This is a genomic window from Lysinibacillus sp. FSL R7-0073 (assembly GCF_038009065.1).
GTDB classification, from domain to species: Bacteria; Bacillota; Bacilli; order Bacillales_A; family Planococcaceae; genus Lysinibacillus; species Lysinibacillus fusiformis.
Genome location: NZ_JBBPAS010000001.1, coordinates 3,934,271 through 3,954,755, shown reverse-complemented (window position 1 = coordinate 3,954,755; position 20,485 = coordinate 3,934,271). Strand labels below are relative to the sequence as shown.

The following is a 20,485-nucleotide window of genomic DNA, read 5'->3' as shown; positions in this document are numbered from 1 at the left end:
AATGAAAAAATGGTTATTTGCACTAATTGCGGTTCCTGCCTTATTGGTAGGCTGTGGAGAAAAAAAAGAAGAGGCTTTACCAGAGCCTGAAGTTCCACAAATACCAGAAGTTGAAATTTTAACACCAAAAGAAGTAGCACTTAATGAAACAATTGAGCTAGCAGCCCATGTTGAGCAGGGTGGTAAAAATGTTGATGACGCTGTAGTAGAGTTTGAAGTGTGGGAATCAGGGAAACGTGATGAAGGCCAAATGGTTGATGGAAAATTAGACAAAGATGGCGTATATAAAGCGACAACTACATTTGATCATGATGGGGTTTATTATATGTATGCCCATACAACAGCAAATGGTGTTCATAACATGCCTAAGCAAGAAATTATTGCAGGAAATCCTGATATGACACAAGTTTTGCCAGAAGATGAAAAGAGCAATAATAGTATGGATAATAACATGATGAACCATGATAATGGCACATCTGACGATACTGATCGAGCTGAAGAAAAAAAAGATGAAGAAAATCATCATTAAACACTTGCAATTTTTTTAAAATAGGAATATGATAATGACCAGATGACCGAAATGGTTTTCTGGTCATTTTTATGAAAGTGTACTTTTGATGTACATAACCTAACAAGAAAGGGTGTTACTAATGGATCGTAGGCAGGAAATTCTTGAAGCAGCTGCAAAATCTTTTACATTGTTTGGCTACAAAGCAACAACAATGGAGCAAGTGGCAAAGATAGCTAATGTCGGTAAAGGTACGATTTATACATTCTTTGCAAATAAAGAGATTTTATTTCAGGAAATCGCTATGTCACTAGTTCGAGAGATGAAGGGTGAAGCGGATGCAGTGTTGGATGCATCAGCAAGCTTTATGGATAATGCACATAATGCTTTAATGAAAATGCTACAGTTCCGTGAAAAACATCTTTTATTTGCAAAGTTAATAGAGGAAGAAAAAGAACTACGTACACCAGCTGTTAAACAGGTGCTCCTACGCATCGAGACAGAAATTTTATCGTATGTTGCAGAGTTAATTCAGCGACGTATTAATAAAGGTGAAATTAGAGATTGTGATGCAGAGCTGGTTAGTTACTTACTGTTAAAGGCCTATCTTGCGTTTGTTGTCGATTGGCATGAGTTACACGGTGATGTGATCCCTGAAGAGAAGATTCTTAATCTTTTCAAGGAGACAATCTTTCGAGGTTTAATTCTAACTTGATTCGATTTCGATATACACAAAAGTGTCGAATCAAGTGTTCTTTTTGCAAAGGTTGAAGGGTTTATATTTTTTTTGAACAAAAATGACCGAGTGACGTTTTCGGTCAAATAGTTTAGGAGTGAGGATATTATATGATTAAAGCTGAGTGGCTGAAGATCTTTAAAACAAGAAAAATGCTTGTCTCAATCATTGCTGTATTATTTATTCCAGTAATGTATGCGGGTATGTTTTTATGGGCGTTTTGGGATCCTTATGCAGGGCTTCCTAATCTTCCAGTAGCTGTTGTTAATGAGGATACTGGTGCTGAGATGGATGACGTAAAATTAGACTTAGGGGACACCTTAGTTGATAAGTTGATAGATAGCGAGCAGTTTAACTTTATAGAGGTCTCAAAAGAAGAAGCCGAAAAAGGTTTAAATAGCCGTGATTATTATATGATTCTAGAAATTCCAACAAATTTCTCTGAGCATGCTACAACATTATTAGATGACAAACCATCAAAATTGGTTATGAACTACATTCCAAACGAAGGACTTAACTTCCTTGGTGCTCAAATTGGTGAGACTGCAATGGATCGTGTCCGTGCAGAAGTAAATTCACAAGTTTCAGCAACTTACGCTGAAAAATTATTTGATTCTATCGCAACACTTGGTGATGGCTTTACAGAAGCCGCTGATGGCTCTAATAAGCTTGATGAAGGTGCCCAAAAAGTTGCGAACGGTGCAAAAGATTTAAAAGGTTATCTTGAACAGCTAGCATCAAGTACAGTTGAACTGTCAAATGGTACAGATAAATTAACAAAAGGTGCTGGAGATGCTGCAAAAGGTGCAAATGATTTATCTAGTGGTTTAGTTAAACTTCAAGATGGTACAGTACAATTACAACAAGGTGCTCAGCAAGCTGCCAATGGTGCAACTAGCCTTGAACAAGGATTATCACAATATACACAAGGTGTTGCAAAAGTGGGGGCAGGTTTAAACACTTTAAACGATAAACAGCAACAAATTAGTGCAGGTGCAGCTTCTATTGCTGAAAATGCAGGTGCATTAAATGGTGCAGCGAACCAATTAACTGCTGGTTCTGCTAAGGTGGAAGCAGGCATTACAGCGTTATCCAACCAGTTACAAACGATGATGGCTTCAATGCCAGAGGAACAAGCAGCGGCATTAAAGCAAACATTAGCAGAGCTACAAGCAGGTAGTGCTAGTGTGCATAACGGTTTAACATCATTATCTGCAGGTACAGAAAAATTACAAGCTGGTGCTAATCAAGTAAGCTCAGGTGCAGGTCAAATTGCAGCAGGGCAAGCTGAGGTGCTAGCAGGTGCTAATGCTCTAACAGCAAAAAGTAATGCTTTAGTAGAAGGTGCCAAAGGTCTACAAGCAGGTAATGCAACATTAGCTGCAAAATTAGGGGAACTAAATGCTGGTGTGAATACAGCTGTAACTGGCTCTAAAACATTGGCATCTGGATTAAATGAATTAGCTAATGGTACAACGACATTAAATCAAGGTACATCTACCCTTGCTTCAAAATCTGGTGAGCTAGCACAAGGCTCAGCAACACTTGCAGATGGTTCTACCGAACTTGCTGACGGTACGTCTACATTATCAGGTAAGTTAGGTGAGGCAAGTGAAAAAGCAAATGAAGTAAAAGCTAATCAAGACACTTACGACATGGTAGGTAGTCCAGTTGAAGTTGAAAAAGAATCAGTCAACCATGTTCCTAACTATGGTACAGGTTTTGCACCATACTTTATTTCTCTAGGATTATTCGTTGGTGCATTATTAATTTCAATTGTGTTCCCACTTGTTGAACCAGCTATCCGTCCAAAAAATGGCGCATCTTGGTTCACAAGTAAAGTGACTGTTTTAGCAGTCGTAGGTTTAGTGCAAACGGTACTAACAGTAGTTATTGTTAAATGGGGTCTAGGACTTGAAGTAAATAACATGGGCTACTTTATCTTAACAGCATTATTAACAAGCTATGTATTTTTAGCTTTAATCCAAATGCTTGTTTCAATCTTTGGTGATCCAGGACGTTTCATGGCAATTGTTGTATTGATTTTACAATTAACAACAAGTGCAGGTACTTTCCCACTTGAATTAATTCCATCACCATTACAAGTATTTAACAAATTATTACCGATGACTTATACGGTTCAAGCATTTAAGTCTAGCATTTCTACTGGCGATACGTCATTCTTAATGCAAAACTATGGAGTTTTAGCTGGCTTCTTAGTAGCATTCTTAGCCATCACATTCGGTTATTTCATGCTATTGCATAACAAACGTTACTCTAAAATAGCTGAGGAAAACTAAAATAGTTGAAGCACTCACCAACTGAGGTGGGTGCTTTATTTTGTCTTTAAACGGCAAAAAACAACAGCTGATATGAGCGTATCAGCTGTTGTTTTGTAAGTGTAAGAGATTTAATTAAAGGTTCATCAAAATATGATGAAGAGTGTCATTATTACTACGTGTGGGGCACGTAAATGACAATTACAGAATAGGCAAATGCTTATAGGTGGTTACATTTTTCACAAGTGTTGCAGTAGCATTCACTTTGTTCTTCAATTTTTTCACCGCACTCTGTACATTGCTTAGCAGGCAAATTCTTGAAAAATTCAACTACGTTTTCTAACATTGTGGACTCCTCCTTTAAGTTCATCTGTACTATTACTGTTATGATATTTTCTAGTGTATTATAACAGATGCTTTTCGTCAACACAAAACGCCTAATTTGCGTTAAAATAAATATGGATATTTTGTGAAGGAGGAAACGTAAACTATGATTTTCGTTGATAATAAAGGGATCCATGATCCGCGTGTTAACCTTGCTATTGAGGAGTATTTACTTAAAACAATGGATGTTGAAAAGGAGCCAGTGCTACTTTTTTATATTAACCAGCCATCCATCATTATCGGTAAAAATCAAAATACCATTGAAGAAATTAATACGGATTATGTAGAGGATAATGGCATTATTGTTGTTCGCCGTTTGTCTGGTGGTGGAGCAGTGTACCATGATTTAGGAAATCTTAATTTCAGTTTTATTACAAACGATGATGGCGATAGCTTTATGAATTATAAAAAATTCACGCAGCCAGTAGTAGATGCTTTGGCAAAAATGGGTGTGAATGCAGAGCTATCAGGACGTAATGATATTCTGGCAGAGGGGCGTAAAGTTTCCGGAAATGCTCAGTTTTCTACACGAGGCCGTATGTTCAGTCATGGTACGTTGATGTTTGATACTGAAATAGATGCCGTTGTGTCAGCCTTGAAAGTCAAAAAGGATAAGATTGAATCTAAAGGAATTAAATCCATTCGTTCCCGAGTAGCAAACATTTCGGAGTTTTTAAAAGAGAAGATGACGATTGAAGAATTCCGTCTTGAAATTTTAAAATCCATTTTCGGTGGGGAAGCAAACATTCGTTATTATGAACTGACGGATAAAGATTGGGAAAATATTCATAAGCTTTCAGCAGAACGTTATCAAACATGGGAATGGAATTATGGTAAATCACCGCGCTTTAATATTCAAAAGACGCACCGTTTCCCAACAGGAGGTATTGATATTCGCCTTGAAGTTAATCATGGTGTCATCGAAGAGGCACATATTTTTGGTGATTTCTTTGGTGTAGGGGATATGACTGATATAGAACAACGCCTAGTTGGGACAAACCATGATAGAACGGCTATAGCAGAAGCATTAGCAGATATTGATATTCCTACATATTTTGGTGGAATCTCAACAGAAGACTTTTTACAATTAATTTATTAAGAAAAATTCGATGTCATGAAATGATTTAGCCTAAAGGTTCGCTGACAATTATGTCGTCGAACCTTTTTTTGATACAATATAGTTAGAAAGGAGTGTTGGTATGGAAAAGCATCGAATATTCATAGTTGAAGATGATGTGAAGATTGCATCATTACTAGCGGAAACGCTTAGAAAATATCAATACGAAGTTGAAACCATTCAAGAATTTGATCATCTTATAGAAGAATTTACAGCATTTAATCCACATATGGTGCTGCTTGATATAAATTTACCTTCATATGATGGCTACTATTGGTGCCGTCAGCTACGTCAACATACAACGTGTCCAATTATTTTTATTTCTGCTCGTTCAGGGGAAATGGACCAAATTTTTGCACTTGAAAATGGGGGCGATGATTTTATTACAAAGCCCTTTAATTATGAAATTGTCTTGGCTAAAATTCGTAGTCATTTGCGTCGTACATATGGTGAGTATGCTACAAGGCAAGAGGAGCGGACAATAAAGCAAGGGCAGCTTATTCTTCATTTAGAGAGGATGGAGCTGCATAAAAATGAATTAGAAATCCCACTCCAGAAAAAAGAGTGCATTATTTTAGAATTGCTTATGGGGAATGCCCCGAAAGTAGTAACACGGGAGCAACTATTAGAGGAACTTTGGGATGATCAAGCATTTGTCGATGAAAATACGTTGAATGTTAATATGACTCGCGTCCGTAAAAAATTAGCGGATTATCAAATTGCATCAACTATTGAAACTGTGCGTGGCGCAGGCTATCGATTCATATTGAGTGCGGGTGAATTATAGTGGGTTTGAAATTATTTTTACGTGATTATGCATCATTTATTGTATTTCAGCTCTTATTAGTTGGCTTCATCATGGTCTTATATGGACTAGATGGATTCAGAAATATCGATACAGCTATATATTCTTTCTGTATCAGTCTGGTGCTGCTATGTTCATTTTTACTTGTTCGCTATTTAATGCAACAACGTTATTTGTTGAAAATATCCCAGCTTCCAACAGCAATGGAGGATGTGTTACAAAAAAACGCCAAAACGCCAGAAGCAATGCAAACAGAGAAATATATGCATGAGTTATATCGACTCTATCAACATGAACTGCATTCATTATACGCCAGTCAAAAACGTCATGATCAATTTATGAATCAGTGGGTGCATCAGATGAAAACACCCATCGCTGTCATTGAGTTACTGTTGCAGGATGATCGCCCTCTAGATAAGAAAAATGTGCAGGAGGAAATTGATCGTTTACGTAGAGGCTTAGACATGGTGCTTGTAAATGCACGATTAGAAAACTTCGAAGATGATATGCAAGTAGAGCAGGTTGCATTAAAGGCCATAGTGACTGCAACTGTTAATGAGAATAAACGTTTATTTATTACGAAAAGAGTATTCCCTGAAATTCATATTGAAGATGATCTTATTGTGGCGAGTGATTCGAAATGGCTGCGCTTCATTCTCGGTCAGTTTGTAACCAATGCAGTGAAATACACATTTGAAGCCAATAAAAAAATAGTCATTTCTGCTATTAAAAAGGATGATTATGTACAGCTAGCCATTTGCGATGAGGGAATCGGTATTCCGGCTTCCGACCTTTCACGTGTTACAAAGGCCTTTTTTACTGGTGAAAATGGGCGAAAAACAGGGGAGTCTACTGGGATGGGCCTTTATTTAGCCAAGGAAATTTGCGAGAAGCTTGGACATGAATTGGCTATTTCATCAGAAGTCGGAAAAGGGACGATTGTTACAGTGACATTTACAAATTAGGGGGAGCTAGGATGACAGAAGTAAGCTTTGAAGGCTGGCTATTAAATATTGATAAGGAGAAAACAAAGTCTCTTTATATGACACATTTGCAAGAGGGTGATCAAGTATCTTATCAAAATTTCGTCATGGCAAATGAAGTGCTAAATGAAGAACTACTGCATTTTTCAAATATCCTTGGGTTAAACTTACAACAACCAACATTATTAAATGCGTTTCCTGTAGATGGTCAACAGATTATGTATAGTGGACATTACACTGTATATGGTGAAATTCTAGAGGGAGAAATGGATGCCTGGGATGTCATTATTGGAGAGCATTGTTTTAGTTTGGTAGCGGAAGAGTCCGTTTTAGGATTAACAGAGCCGTATTTTCAAATCGGCTTTGAAGTTGTATTACAGTGGCTTTTACCGCAATCATTAGAATTAATGAAGAAATAAGGTGAATTTAGCATGCCTATATTACAAATTAATGATGTGACAAAAGTTTATGAAGGCAAGGTCACACATCGCGCCTTAAATCAATTGAGCTTTGAGGTGGAAGAAGGCGAATTTTTAGCAGTTATGGGCCCTTCCGGAAGTGGTAAAACAACATTATTGAATATTATTTCTACTATTGATGAACCAACGAGTGGTGAGATAATTTTAGATGGCATGAATCCTCATAAGCTTAATGCAACGGAGCTAGCCTATTTTAGAAGAAGGCAGCTAGGCTTTGTCTTTCAGGACTTCAATCTTCTGCATATGCTAACAGTTGAGGAGAATATTGTGTTGCCGTTAACATTGGACCAGCAACCATTAGAGGTAATGGAGGAACGGCTGGCTAACATTGTCGATAAGTTAGATTTGACACCCTTCTTGCACAAGCGTCCAAACGAAATTTCTGGTGGACAAGCACAGAGAACAGCCATTGGTCGAGCACTTATTCATAATCCGAGCCTCATTTTAGCAGATGAGCCAACAGGTAATTTAGATTCAAATTCTTCACGTGATGTACTTGAACTTTTAACGAAAGTAAATAAAGATAAACGCACGACGATTGTGATGGTAACGCATGATCCAATTGCAGCAAGTTACTGTGATCGAGTGCTATTCATAAAAGATGGCGAATTTTTCAACGAAATTTACCGAGATGACCGTCGTCAAATGTTTTTCCAACGCATACTAAATGTTTTGAGCTTACTAGGAGGAGGGCAAGTAGGTGACCTTTCGACAATTCGCTTACCGTAATGTCGTACGGAACAGCCGGATATATGGTGCCTTTTTCATGGCGAGCTTTTTTTCTGTGGCTGTATTTTTTATCTATTCAATGCTGATGTTTCATCCTGATATTGAACGCGGAATATTAGGAGAAGTATCACTTATTGGCATGGTGGGTGCTGAAATTGTACTCGTCCTTTTTACGTTATTCTTTCTATACTATTCTATGAGTGCGTTTTTAGAGGCTAGATCACATGAATTTGCGATTTTATTGCATCTAGGAATGGAAAAGCGTCAGATGAATAAACTTGTCTTTCTTGAGACAATGATTATTGGGGCAGGCTCCATCATTGTGGGAATTGTTTTTGGCTTTTCTTTTTCAAAATTCTTTTTCATGATTGTGCGGGAAATTTTACATTTGGATGAATTACCATTGTATGTTTCCTGGCAGCCATTCCTACTGACAATAGGTGTATTCACAAGTGCCTTTGTCGTGATTTCTTTTATTAGTGTATATTTTACACGAGAGAGGAAATTACGAGATCTAATTAAAGGTAGCGATTATTTAAATAGTTTAACAACCTATTCCAAAATTCGGGCTATATACGGTATTACTTTAATTTTAGGGACTTATATTCTAGCGTTTGTTGTGGGGCATACATCTTTAATAGGACTAACGCTATTAATACCATTTTCAGCAACATTTGGTACTTATTATTTTTTCAGCGACTCTGTTCCATGTCTTTTAGACTTAGCACGGGGTAAACGTAAATTTCATTGGCAACGTTATCGTCTGCTCTCACTTGCTGAGCAAACTCATATTATGATGGATAATGTGAAAATGTTTTTTGTTGTTACTATGGTGTCCACACTCGCATTTTTATCTGTAGGTGTATTAGCAACAATGTCTTCTTACACAACTCAATATGATCGTTTAAATCCATTGGGTTTAGTTTATAAGGGAGATATCGATAATCCTTATGAGCGAGAGCATATAAATTCTTTGCGTCTGCAATTAGAAGACAAGGGGTTATCCTATCAGCTGTCCCGCTTTGTTGTTGTTAAGCAAACATCTTCTTTCACACAAAATGAAGTAGAGGTTTTTCGTGAGTCTGATATGAATGTCTTGCTATCTTCCTATAGTTATCCACTTCTAAATCTTGGCTCCGGTGAAGCGGTATTTATTCCTTATTCAGAGGATTCTCTAAAAAAATTAAAAAATAGAGTTGTGCATACAGTGCTTGAAGAAAATTCGATACCAATTACGATTGATAGTGTTTATCCAAAGATTGTGTTTCCTGGTTCAATTGTAAGCGTGAATTCGATCGTTATTAGTGATGAGGATTTTGCAAAGCTTATTCATCCTATTTCTGAGAAAAACATTATTCAACCAAGCTATCATTTATTTACATTTGTCATTCCACAGTGGATGGAAACAAAAGAAGTCGGTAAGGACATAGATTATTTAGAATCCAATTTATATTTTCTTAAAAAGGATAAATTTAGTCCATTCTACTTTGAAAATGCCGGTTTAAATTATTCTTATATATTAGCTACCTACTCATTATTTACATTAGTGGGGGTTTTAGTAGCTACCGTATTCTTACTAGCTGCAGGAAGTTTTATCTATTTTAAATTGCATACGTCACTAGAGAGAGAAAAGCGTAAATTCGATGTGTTAAAGCGTATGGGTTTAACGGAAATAGAGTTAAAGAAGCTTGTTAACCGCCATTTATTTCCTCAATTTTTCTTACCATGGGGCGTTGCCATGATGCACAGTGCCTTTGCGTTTCTAATGGTACAGGGCATTTTGAAAGATATCGCGAATATTTCTATTGTCAAAGAAGTATTCTTTGCTTTTGGCTTTTTTGTATTAATACAAGTAGTGTATTTTTATTTAATTCGTTGGCGATACATTTCTCATATTCGTTCGTAATGTATTTGTTTAAAAGAGAAAAAAATGAAATATTTAACGTAATATATGACATGAAATAAAAAGACTCATTGTTTTTTACATATATTTCTTATATAATATTACTGAATAACGATTCATTTTATACGATAAGGGGATGGTGTAATTGAATTTAGTTTCACGTGTTCGTCAACAGGCAACAGAACAGCCGGATAAAGTTGCGTATCATTTTATGGGGAAAGATACGACATACGGAGAATTCGAGCAAACAGTTGGTCGTTTTGCAAAGGGGTTACAAGATTTAGGAGTTGAAAAAGGGGATCATGTGGCGTTTTTACTCGGCAATACACCACATTATTTAATTGCTTTGTATGCAACAATGCGTTTAGGGGCAACGGCAATCCCTGTTAACCCAATTTATACACCAGATGAAATTTCTTATATTTTGCATAATGGCGATGTAAAAGCGGTCATTGCGCTGGATCTTTTGCTGCCATTGGTGGAAAAAGGTGTACAAGCATTTCCACAGGTAAAAGCATTTGTAGTCTGTGAAACAACGGCAGATGTAGCGGAAAAAGTAGCGACTTTATCACCAAGTGCGCAAGAAAAAACCCATTTATTTACACAAATCGTCGCGAATACTTCTCAATCTTTACAACCTGTTGAAGTGGCAGATGATGACAATGCTATTATTTTATATACTTCGGGCACTACTGGCACTCCAAAAGGAGCGATGCTTACGCATGAAAATGTCTATTCAAATGCTCGTGATGTTGCCCATTATTTAGGTATCCAAGAAAAGGACCGTGTCATTGCCACTTTACCTGTATTCCATGTCTTTGCTTTAACAGTTGTTGTAAATGCGCCATTATTAAGTGGAGCAACAGTTTTACTAGCACCTAGATTTAGCCCTACAGAAATTTTTGCTTTAGCACGAGAGCAAAAAGCAACCGTCTTTGCTGGGGTACCAACTATGTATAATTTCTTATACCAGTTACCTGAAGGCAATCCGGAAGATTTCTCGACAATTCGTTTAGCTATTTCAGGTGGAGCTTCTTTACCTGTTGCACTATTACATAATTTCGAGCAGAAATTTAATGTGCGTGTGTCAGAAGGATATGGCTTGTCAGAGGCATCACCTGTGACATGCTTTAATCCTTTGGATCGTGACCGTAAAGCTGGATCTATTGGTACATCGATTAGCAATGTGGAAAATAGAGTTGTTGATGTAAACGGTCAGGAAGTACCTGTTGGCGAGGTTGGGGAGTTAATTGTACGTGGCCCTAACGTAATGAAGGGGTATTATAAAATGCCAGAGGAAACAGCTATGGCAATCCGCGATGGCTGGCTCTATACAGGGGATTTAGCGAGAGTGGATGACGAAGGCTATTTTTACATTGTCGATCGTAAAAAAGATATGATCATTGTAGGAGGCTTTAATGTCTATCCTAGAGAGGTCGAGGAAGTATTGTTTGCCCATAATAACATTGTAGAGGCAGCGGTAGTTGGATTCCCTGATCCTAACTTAGGAGAGGCAGTTCATGCATATGTTGTATTAAAAGAGGTGGCGGCCACTACGACGGAAGATCTTCTATCGTATTGTGGTAAGCATATGGTGAAATATAAGGTTCCAAAGGTCATTGAAATTTTGGACGAATTACCTAAAAATACGACTGGAAAAATACTTCGCCGTTCCTTAAAAGAAAAAGTATAAAACGAAAAAAGCTACTATTGAAAAATGGTAGCTCTTTTTTTGTGTACATTATTCGTATAATAGTAAAATGAGTTGAGGTAAGTTATCTGTAAGTGATAAAATCAAACTTGTGAAATCTTCTACATACTTTTCAATAGCTTGTCATATAGTGAGGGAGTAATGTAAAAAGACGTACAAAACTGGAACCCTTTGATGTAAGGCTACGTCAAAGCTTTTAGGTAAAAATACTATTGAAAGAGAGCATACAAAAACATGATAGAACTCATTCAGGAGTTAATAAGCTTTATTGTGCATATCGATGTGCATTTAGAAGAAATCATTCGTGATTTTGGCAATTGGAGTTATCTTATTTTATTTGCGATTGTTTTTGTAGAAACAGGCGTCGTTATTTTCCCATTCTTACCAGGTGATTCATTACTATTCGCAAGTGGTACATTGGCTGCTGCAATGGGAGCCTTTGATATGTGGATATTAATACCAGTGTTTTTAGCAGCTGCCATTTTAGGTGATACAATGAATTACCATATTGGTCATAAAGTTGGAACATCGATTCCTCCAAAGAGTCTTCTCGGAAGAGTTGTTAAAAAAGAACGTATGGAAGCAGCTGAAAAATTCTTCAATACACATGGCGGAAAAACAATTGTGATAGCTCGTTTTATGCCATTTATTCGTACATTTATCCCATTCGTAGCGGGAGCAAGTAAAATGAATTATAGCTACTTCTTACTTTATAATATTTTAGGTGCTATTTTATGGGTATTCAGCTGTACATTACTTGGTTATTTCTTTGGTAATATTCCTATTATAAAAGATAACTTTTCAGTTGTGCTTATATTGATTATTTTTATCTCTGTTGTACCTGCCGTAATTGGTGCGATAAAAGCCAAAGTTGGCAAATAATTTGGACAGTCCTAACGTGATGCCACATCACTGGGACTGTCTTTTTTAGGTAGAAAAAAGATCTAGTAAATCTATAATGGTGTTGATAAATTATATTGAAGTATAAGCATCAGGTCGTAAAAAATGCTATACTATTAATTACTAGAATGTGGAGAAATGGGGGCAACGAAATGGAAGTATTTATTGGCAGGCAGCCTATTTTTAATCTTCACGAACAGGTCGTTGCGTATGAATTATTATATCGTAGCAAAAACGTTAATGCCTTTCCTATGGTTGATTCAGATGCAGCAACTATTGATGTACTGGTGAACTCATTTCTTTCAATTGGTTTTGAAGAAGTAACGAAAGGTAAGCCGGGTTTTGTTAATTTTACTGATAACTTATTAATGAGCTCCATCCATGAATTTTTAAATCCTTCACAAGTTGTCATTGAAATTTTAGAGGATGTTCCACTGACATCACAATTAGTAAAACGCGTGGTGGAGCTAAAAAAATATGGATTTCAAATTGCATTAGATGATTTTATTATGGATGAACATGTTGAAATCTATGATGAATTATTTGAACAAGTTGATTATATAAAAGTAGATTTTCTAGCAACATCGATGGTTAAAAGAATGGAGATTGAAAATAAAGTAAAGGGAAATTATCCACATATTCAATTGCTCGCTGAAAAAGTAGAGACTCGTCATCAATTTGAAGTGGCTAAATCTTCTGGATACGTCTTATTTCAAGGCTATTTCTTTGAACAACCTCAAATAATAAAAGCAACAGATATACCTGCTAATACGATTCAGTATATTCATATCATCTCGTTGCTAAAAGAAGAAGAACCAAATATTCAATTATTAGCAGAAAACATCGAACGAGATATTTCTTTGACGTATAAATTATTGCAAATGATTAATAATTCTTCTAAGCGTTCAAAATCTAAAGTACGCTCCATTAAACAAGCAATTGTGTTATTAGGGATATCCAATTTACGAAAATGGATTTATCTATTAGCGATGCGAGAAATTGATATTGATGGGGATTCAGATCTTTTCAAAGAAGTAATGTGTATGTCCTTGTTTCGAGCAAAAGTTTGTGAGAAGCTAGCCAAGCTGTCCTACAAAAAGAATTTTTCGGAATATTTCCTTGTAGGTATGTTTTCGCTCATTGACACATTACTGCAAAGACCTATGAGCAGCATATTGCATCAGCTACCATTTTCAGAAGATATTACAAATACAATCCTAGGACATGAAACAGAGATGACACCATTTCTAGAATTTAGTATCGCTCTTGGCAAATTGGATTGGGCACGTTTAGAGGAGCTAGGTGCTCAATTAAATATCCCGCTCAACGATATGGATCTTTTATATTATGAGGCAATGGAATGGGCAGAAAATTCATTTTAAGTAAGTGCCAATATTTCGTACAAAAAGCTATCTTACATTCAGTATAAGATAGCTTATTTTTATCCTCCACAATAGCTAATCTCTTCATCAAGATGAAGTTCTCAATGTGTAAAGTATTTGCTATAATCATCTCGTCTTAAAAAAATTCTGATAGTTGAAGTGGGCGTGGGGAAATGAGACATGATGTTAGGGAAAACATTGTGGACTATGTGTATGTTATTGTAGGAGCGGCAGTGATTGCTATTGGTTTTAATGTCTTTCTATTACCAAATCAGGTTGCCTCCGGAGGGGTAAGTGGAATTAGTACGATTTTGCATGGATTATTTGGCTGGAATCCGGGTATTGTGCAATATGCCTTTAATATTCCACTATTTATTGCTGGTGTTTTATTACTCGGCAAAAAATTTGGCATAAAATCATTTATTGGTACGATTACATTACCGTTTATTGTCTTGCTAACAAATAGCTGGGAGCCATGGACGGACAATCCTTTGCTTGGAGCTCTTTTTGGCGGAATAGTAGTGGGATTAGGAATAGGACTGGTCTTTAAAGGGAATGCTTCTACTGGTGGCACTGATTTACTAGCGCAAATCATTACGAAGTATACTGGATTAACGCTTGGTACAAGTGTACTGTTAATAGATGGAATCATAGCGATTAGTGCAGCAGTTGTTTTTGATTTAGAGAAAGGTTTGTATGCCCTCATTGGACTTTATGTAACAACCAAAACGATTGATATTATTCAGCTAGGTTTTAGCCAATCAAAAATGGTCTATATTATTACGTTGAAACAAGATGAAGTACGTGAAGCCATTTATGCTGAAATCAATCGGGGTGTAACTAAGTTACAAGCATTTGGGGGCTATACAGGAGAGGCGCGACCAGTTCTTATGGTTGTTGTTTATCAGACAGAATTCACAAAGCTGAAACAACTCATTAAAAGCGTTGACCCATCAGCGTTTGTCATCGTTTCGGATGCCTATGAGGTATTAGGAGAAGGTTTCAAACGTGCATAATTTTGGTATAATGGCGGCGTAAGGTATTTATCGATTATGAGGAGGGGTACTAATGAAAAAAGCAATGTTAACATTAGTGTTCGGTTCAGCAATTTTCTTAGCAGCTTGTGGAGGCGGAGATAAAGAGGCAACTAACAATGAAGGTGCCACTGCTCCAGATGGAGAAGCTATCGCAATGAAATCATGTGTGACATGTCACGGTGGCGAGCTACAAGGTGCCAATGGACCAGCATTAAACGATGTAGGTTCTCGTTTATCGGAATCGGAAATTTTAGATATTATTAATAATGGTAAAAATGGCATGCCTGGAGGACTTGTAAAAGGCGCAGATGCTGAAGCAGTTGCTAAATGGTTAGCTACTCAAAAATAATACTTCAAAAACTAGCGGGCTGGAGAGCTGCTAGTTTTTTTTGTGAAGAGTAAATACATTTCTTTTATACATAGACATGCTAAAATAAGGAGAACCTTATCCATTGATTGGAGGCTTTTTAATTGGTCGTAGTATTAACGAGAGATGTTATGGAGAAATTTAAGTTAGAGTTATTAGCAGGAGAGGAAGGAATCGGCAGAACGATCGTGACAAGTGATATTTCAAGACCAGGACTTGAAATGGCAGGGTATTTTACACATTATCCAGCTAATCGGGTACAATTGCTTGGCAAAACGGAGCTGTCCTTTTTTGAAATGTTACCAACTGATATCAAGCTTGAGCGGATGCGTTTACTTTGTTCCCAGGATACACCTGCAATTATAATTTCTCGGGATTTAGAAGTACCTGAGGAGCTGATTCAAGCTTCCAACGAAAAGCATGTTCCTGTATTTAAAACACATATGACAACAACCAAATTTTCAAGTAGATTAACCAACTATTTAGAGGGCCGTTTAGCGCCAATGACAGCTGCACATGGTGTACTTGTTGATGTGTATGGCATCGGTATCCTGATTATTGGTAAAAGTGGTGTAGGTAAAAGTGAAACAGCTCTTGAGCTTGTCAAAAAAGGTCACCGTTTAGTTGCCGACGATTGTGTTGAGATTCGACAAGAATCAGAGAATTTACTAATTGGTAGTCCACCACCTCTATTAGAGCATCTATTGGAAATACGAGGAATCGGCATTATTGATATTATGACACTATTTGGTGCAAGTGCAGTCCGCCCGTATAAACGTATTACCCTTATTATTGAGTTGGAAATTTGGGACCCACAAAAAGTGTATGATCGATTAGGCTTAGAAGAAGAAAAGATGAAAATTATTGATACGGAATTAACGAAATTAACAATTCCGGTAAGACCAGGACGAAATGTATCTGTAATTATCGAAGTGGCAGCTATGAATTACCGATTAAAGAAAATGGGCGTAAATGCGGCTGAAGAATTTTCAAGACGTTTAGATGAAGTTATATCGTCGAACGATGTGTTAGATGATTAATAGTTAACCGTTCTTTGGTAACAGCTAGTTGGAGAGGAGCAAAAGATGGATTTATTACTTTTACAAATTAACCCGATTGCCTTTCATTTAGGGCCAATTCCAGTTCGATGGTATGGGCTGCTTATCGTATCGGGTATTATTTTAGCGTATGTGGTGGGTCAACGAGAGGCCGTAAAGCGAGGATTGCCTGAGGATTTTCTTGCAGACCTATTATTGTGGGCGGTTCCGATATCCATCATTTGTGCGCGCATTTATTATGTGTCAATGCGCTGGGATTACTATAGTGAAAATCCAGGTAAAATCATTGAGATATGGAATGGCGGTATTGCTATACACGGTGCGTTAATTGGTGCATTTGTGACGGCTTACATATTTACTCGTATTAAAAATGTAAGCTTTTTACGAGTAGCGGATATTGCAGCGCCTAGTATTTTAATTGGACAAATTATCGGTCGCTGGGGCAACTTTATGAATCAAGAGGCTTATGGTGGTCCTGTATCAAAGGAATTTCTAGAAAATTTAATGTTACCAGATTGGATTATCAATCAAATGTATATTGAAGAATTAGGTACTTATGTACATCCTACGTTTTTGTATGAATCAGTCTGGAATCTAATTGGGCTCATTATCTTACTAATATTACGTAAAGTAAATTTAAATCGTGGGGAAATTTTCTTCAGTTATTTAATTTGGTATTCCATTGGTCGTTTCTTCATTGAAGGAATGCGTACAGATAGTCTTTACCTAGTTGGCGATTTACGCTCAGCACAGATTGTATCTATTATAGGTATTGTAGTAGGTCTTGGAGCCATTATTTATCGGAGAATAAAGGTTAAACCAGCCATGAAATACTTAGATAATAAATAAGGGGATGTAACATATGGCTGTAAAGGCACTACTATTTGATTTTGATGGAACTTTACTGAATACAAATGAATTAATCATTCAAACATTTATGCATGTTTTAAATGAAAGATTTCCCGGGCAATTTTCGCCAAAAGATTGCTTGAAATTCATTGGTCCATCCCTCAAGCAGACATTTAATGACATTGCACCAGGTGAAGAGGAAGCTTTAATAGCCAAATATCGAGCTTGGAATATAGAGCATCATGATGAACTTGTTAGCCAATACCCTGATGTTGTTTCGACATTAGAGCAATTAAAAGCGCAAGGCATACTATTGGCGATTGTTTCGACAAAACGGAATGATACGATTGATCGTGGGTTATCTATCCTTGGAGCAGCACATCTATTTGATGTGCGTATTGGAACAGATGATGTGAAAAATGTGAAGCCTGATCCTGAACCAGTATTACTTGCATTGGAACGCTTAGGCATCGACAAAGATGATGCAATTATGATCGGTGATAACTCGCATGATATTGAAGCGGGACATCGTGCAGGAGTTAGAGCAGCTGGTGTCGCATGGGCGATTAAAGGTGAAGCGTACTTACAGCAGTATCAACCAGAATATATATTACATCATATGACGGATTTATTGGATATTGTGAAAGAGGGGTAAGTTATATGGCGCGTAAAACAGAACGTTATCGTGTCGAAGGAGCAAATTCTCTTTGGAAAATCTACGACACGGTGTCCTTTTGGAAGGTGATGAAGTGTTTCATTGTCATTCAAATTGGACGCTTCACACCATTTTTACGTGTGAAAAATTGGCTTTATCGAACATTTTTAAGAATGACCATTGGTGAAAAAACGACATTAGCCTTAATGGTTATGCCAGACACTATGTATCCTGAACGTATATTTATTGGAGATAATACAGTGATTGGCTTTAATACGACCATTTTAGCTCATGAATATTTAATAGAGGAATATCGTTTAGGGGATGTCCATATTGGTCATGAAGTAATGGTTGGTGCGAATTCTACAATTTTACCTGGTGTGACAATTGGAGATGGCGCCATTGTTTCGGCCGCTACTCTTGTACATAAGGATGTGCCGGCTGGCTGCCTAGCAGGGGGAAATCCGATGCAAATTATTTATACAGCAGAGCAAATGGCAGAGCGTAAGCGTCATGAAGTTGTGCAATGGTGTACACCTAAAAAATAAACAAAGTCCATAAGTTTAAAAAGCTACTCCCAACAATCTTTGGGAGTAGCTTTTGTTTTTGGTATCATGAAGCCGATTTATGTAGATTATCTTCAAATTGCAACTTGCCTTTATATATTATTCAAATGAAAAGTAAATTAAAGATTTAGATAATTAAGGGGAATTGCGTTGACTGTTGAAAAGAAATAAGTTAGAATTCTTTCATAATCTAATTCTCTAACACTCTAGTGAATTAAAGTGAATGTGAGGAAGTGTTCATATGTCGTCAATAAAAATGTTTGAAAAACCACTTGGAATGCGTGATACATTTCCGCAGATCTTTGAAAAAGTTGAAGCAGTAAGACAGAGTGGCAAAGATTTTTTATGTAAAAGAGGATATGAGTTTATCAAAACACCAGCTGTTGAATATTTTGATACAGTCGGAAAAGCTTCCGCGATCGCTGATACTCATTTATTTAAACTTGTGGATAGTCAGGGAAATACATTAGTGCTACGGCCGGATATGACGACACCCATTGCTCGGGTGGCCACTTCAAAATTATTGAAAGAAATGATTCCTCAACGTTTAGCGTACTTCGCAAGCGTTTTTCGTGCACAAGAAGCAGAAGGTGGGAGACCAGCAGAATTCGATCAAATGGGCATTGAATTAATAGGCGACCAATCCGTATTTGCTGATGCAGAAGTCATAGTGACAGCAATGGAGCTTTTGAAACACTTAAAATTAGAAGCGTTTAAAGTGACGATTGGGCATGCAGGAATACTAAACTGCATTTTACAAGATTACACAGAGAGTATTGAGCAGCAAGCTACACTTAGAACATTACTTGTCCAGCGAAATTATGTTGGATTTGAAGAAGCGGTAGAGTCATTTAATTTGCCTAAAGCTAAGGCGGATGCCCTTCTCCAATTTATTGAAGAAGCAATGGATGTGAAGGACATTCGCGATATTGAAAAATATGTTCGTAAAAATGATGCATTAGTATACATGCAACAGCTTGCTCAGCTATTGGAGATGGCTGACTTAGCTGATCATGTTACGTTTGATTTTACACTCTCGAGTCATATGAGTTACTACACAGGTATGCTTTTTGAAGTATTTGCCTTAGGCAGTGGTTTTCCATTAGGAAATGGTGGCCGTTACGATGGATTGTTAGAGGTGTTTGGATCAAAAGCTGGTGCTACAGGCTTTTGCATTCGTGTCGATCGTTTATTGGAAACATTAAATGGTCAATCAGTGGAGCAACAAGAAGCAACTGTTGTGCTGTTTGAGGAAGAACAGTATGAGGCAGCTTTATTAAAGGTAAACACATTAAGGGGAACGGGGAAATTTGCTACCTTACAGTTGCGTAGTAGCCTAGTCGATGAAGAAGCCTTTTTAGCACTCTTTACTGAAGTAGTTGTAGTTGGACAGGAGGAAGTTGGCAGTGAATGAATTAACAATTGCAATGCCAAAGGGGCGAATCTTTGAAGAGGCCTATCAAATGCTATTAGAGGCAGGATTTAATTTACCAGAAGAGGTCGAAATGTCACGTAAATTAATGATTGAAATACCAGAAGAGAAAATTCGATTTATTTTATCTAAGCCAATAGATGTGCCTGTCTACGTTGAACATGGAGTAGCGGATATTGGTATTGCTGGGAAGGATGTTTTGTTAGAGCAACAGAGAGAGGTACATGAATTACTGGATTTGAAAATTAGTAATTGCTATATTGCATCAGCTGGTTTACCGAATACAGAGATGAATGAGATTGCTCCAAGAATTGCAACGAAATATCCGAATATTGCGATGAAATATTATAAAGGCATTGGGGAGCAAGTCGAAATCATTGAGCTTAATGGATCTATTGAATTAGCCCCTATGATTGGCTTAGCAGATCGAATTGTCGATATTGTTTCTACAGGACGCACATTAAAAGAGAACGGGTTAGTTGAATATGAATTTATTTCGGCTGTCTCATCTCGGTTAATTGCCAATCCGGTTAGTTATCGCATGAAGGGTGAGCGCATTATTGACCTTGTAAGACGACTAAAGAAATGTGTGAATGAACAATAAA

At 37.1% G+C, this 20,485-nt stretch carries 21 protein-coding genes; 20 read left to right on the top strand and 1 reads right to left on the bottom strand.

The genetic code is table 11. The features are described from left to right. Position 1: 1 nt before the first annotated feature. The 3 genes from MKY88_RS19885 to MKY88_RS19875 all read left to right on the top strand — a co-directional run bounded on the left by MKY88_RS19885 (position 2) and on the right by MKY88_RS19875 (position 3,544). Positions 2-529 carry a FixH family protein gene (locus MKY88_RS19885; protein ID WP_340814529.1) on the top strand — a complete coding sequence of 176 codons (528 nt, stop codon included), beginning with the start codon at positions 2-4 and terminating at the stop codon, positions 527-529. A 121-nt stretch (positions 530-650) separates the two neighbouring features. Beyond that, positions 651-1,223 (top strand): TetR/AcrR family transcriptional regulator, encoded by a 573-nt coding sequence (locus MKY88_RS19880; protein WP_008173298.1) that lies wholly within the window; start codon positions 651-653, stop codon positions 1,221-1,223. Between the two features lie 131 nt (positions 1,224-1,354). Further along, positions 1,355-3,544, top strand: coding sequence for a YhgE/Pip domain-containing protein (locus MKY88_RS19875; protein ID WP_193833042.1), 2,190 nt, complete (start codon positions 1,355-1,357; stop codon positions 3,542-3,544). A gap of 199 nt (positions 3,545-3,743) precedes the next feature. Here MKY88_RS19875 and yhfH read toward each other — a convergent pair whose 3' ends face one another. Further along, a complete protein-coding gene (yhfH, locus tag MKY88_RS19870; RefSeq protein ID WP_008173294.1) occupies positions 3,744-3,869 on the bottom strand; it encodes a protein YhfH in 126 nt (41 codons plus the stop codon). Between the two features lie 144 nt (positions 3,870-4,013). Here yhfH and MKY88_RS19865 point away from each other — a divergent pair, with 144 nt between their 5' ends. The 17 genes from MKY88_RS19865 to hisG all read left to right on the top strand — a co-directional run bounded on the left by MKY88_RS19865 (position 4,014) and on the right by hisG (position 20,484). Then, the gene (locus MKY88_RS19865; protein ID WP_069482594.1) at positions 4,014-5,006 is read left to right on the top strand and encodes a lipoate--protein ligase; all 993 of its coding nucleotides are present in this window, start codon (positions 4,014-4,016) and stop codon (positions 5,004-5,006) included. Positions 5,007-5,106: 100 nt separating this feature from the next. Further along, complete coding sequence (locus MKY88_RS19860) at positions 5,107-5,811, top strand: response regulator transcription factor (protein WP_008173292.1); 705 nt, start codon at positions 5,107-5,109, stop codon at positions 5,809-5,811. After that, complete coding sequence (locus MKY88_RS19855) at positions 5,811-6,794, top strand: sensor histidine kinase (protein WP_193833040.1); 984 nt, start codon at positions 5,811-5,813, stop codon at positions 6,792-6,794. Before MKY88_RS19860 ends, MKY88_RS19855 begins: the two co-directional genes overlap by 1 nt. 11 nt (positions 6,795-6,805) lie before the next feature. Then, positions 6,806-7,231 carry a hypothetical protein gene (locus MKY88_RS19850; RefSeq protein WP_069482592.1) on the top strand — a complete coding sequence of 142 codons (426 nt, stop codon included), beginning with the start codon at positions 6,806-6,808 and terminating at the stop codon, positions 7,229-7,231. A 12-nt stretch (positions 7,232-7,243) separates the two neighbouring features. Next, positions 7,244-8,020 (top strand): ABC transporter ATP-binding protein, encoded by a 777-nt coding sequence (locus tag MKY88_RS19845; protein WP_069482591.1) that lies wholly within the window; start codon positions 7,244-7,246, stop codon positions 8,018-8,020. Further along, on the top strand, positions 7,992-9,926 hold the full coding sequence (locus MKY88_RS19840) for an FtsX-like permease family protein (protein ID WP_328201308.1): 1,935 nt from the start codon (positions 7,992-7,994) through the stop codon (positions 9,924-9,926). The genes MKY88_RS19845 and MKY88_RS19840 overlap by 29 nt, the downstream gene beginning before the upstream one ends. Before the next feature lie 142 nt (positions 9,927-10,068). Next, a complete protein-coding gene (locus MKY88_RS19835; RefSeq protein WP_328201305.1) occupies positions 10,069-11,616 on the top strand; it encodes a fatty acid--CoA ligase family protein in 1,548 nt (515 codons plus the stop codon). A 255-nt stretch (positions 11,617-11,871) separates the two neighbouring features. Next, entirely contained in the window at positions 11,872-12,516 is a 645-nt protein-coding gene (locus MKY88_RS19830; RefSeq protein ID WP_025116538.1) for a VTT domain-containing protein, read from the top strand. Between the two features lie 170 nt (positions 12,517-12,686). After that, positions 12,687-13,916 carry an EAL and HDOD domain-containing protein gene (locus MKY88_RS19825; protein WP_340814525.1) on the top strand — a complete coding sequence of 410 codons (1,230 nt, stop codon included), beginning with the start codon at positions 12,687-12,689 and terminating at the stop codon, positions 13,914-13,916. Between the two features lie 173 nt (positions 13,917-14,089). Next, positions 14,090-14,932: a YitT family protein gene (locus tag MKY88_RS19820; protein ID WP_069482587.1), complete on the top strand. Its 843-nt coding sequence runs from the start codon at positions 14,090-14,092 to the stop codon at positions 14,930-14,932. 52 nt (positions 14,933-14,984) lie between these two features. Next, positions 14,985-15,302: a cytochrome c551 gene (cccB, locus tag MKY88_RS19815; protein WP_069482586.1), complete on the top strand. Its 318-nt coding sequence runs from the start codon at positions 14,985-14,987 to the stop codon at positions 15,300-15,302. 122 nt (positions 15,303-15,424) lie between these two features. Further along, positions 15,425-16,360 carry an HPr(Ser) kinase/phosphatase gene (gene hprK / locus MKY88_RS19810; RefSeq protein WP_025116542.1) on the top strand — a complete coding sequence of 312 codons (936 nt, stop codon included), beginning with the start codon at positions 15,425-15,427 and terminating at the stop codon, positions 16,358-16,360. 45 nt (positions 16,361-16,405) lie between these two features. Further along, positions 16,406-17,227 carry a prolipoprotein diacylglyceryl transferase gene (gene lgt / locus MKY88_RS19805; protein WP_328201300.1) on the top strand — a complete coding sequence of 274 codons (822 nt, stop codon included), beginning with the start codon at positions 16,406-16,408 and terminating at the stop codon, positions 17,225-17,227. 13 nt (positions 17,228-17,240) lie between these two features. Next, on the top strand, positions 17,241-17,882 hold the full coding sequence (gene ppaX / locus MKY88_RS19800) for a pyrophosphatase PpaX (RefSeq protein ID WP_069482584.1): 642 nt from the start codon (positions 17,241-17,243) through the stop codon (positions 17,880-17,882). A 5-nt stretch (positions 17,883-17,887) separates the two neighbouring features. Then, positions 17,888-18,430 (top strand): acyltransferase, encoded by a 543-nt coding sequence (locus MKY88_RS19795; RefSeq protein ID WP_193833035.1) that lies wholly within the window; start codon positions 17,888-17,890, stop codon positions 18,428-18,430. Positions 18,431-18,689: 259 nt separating this feature from the next. Continuing rightward, positions 18,690-19,862, top strand: a complete 1,173-nt coding sequence (locus tag MKY88_RS19790) for an ATP phosphoribosyltransferase regulatory subunit (protein ID WP_328201297.1) — start codon at positions 18,690-18,692, stop codon at positions 19,860-19,862. Continuing rightward, complete coding sequence (gene hisG / locus MKY88_RS19785; RefSeq protein ID WP_069482580.1) at positions 19,855-20,484, top strand: ATP phosphoribosyltransferase; 630 nt, start codon at positions 19,855-19,857, stop codon at positions 20,482-20,484. The genes MKY88_RS19790 and hisG overlap by 8 nt, the downstream gene beginning before the upstream one ends. Position 20,485 lies beyond the last annotated feature (1 nt).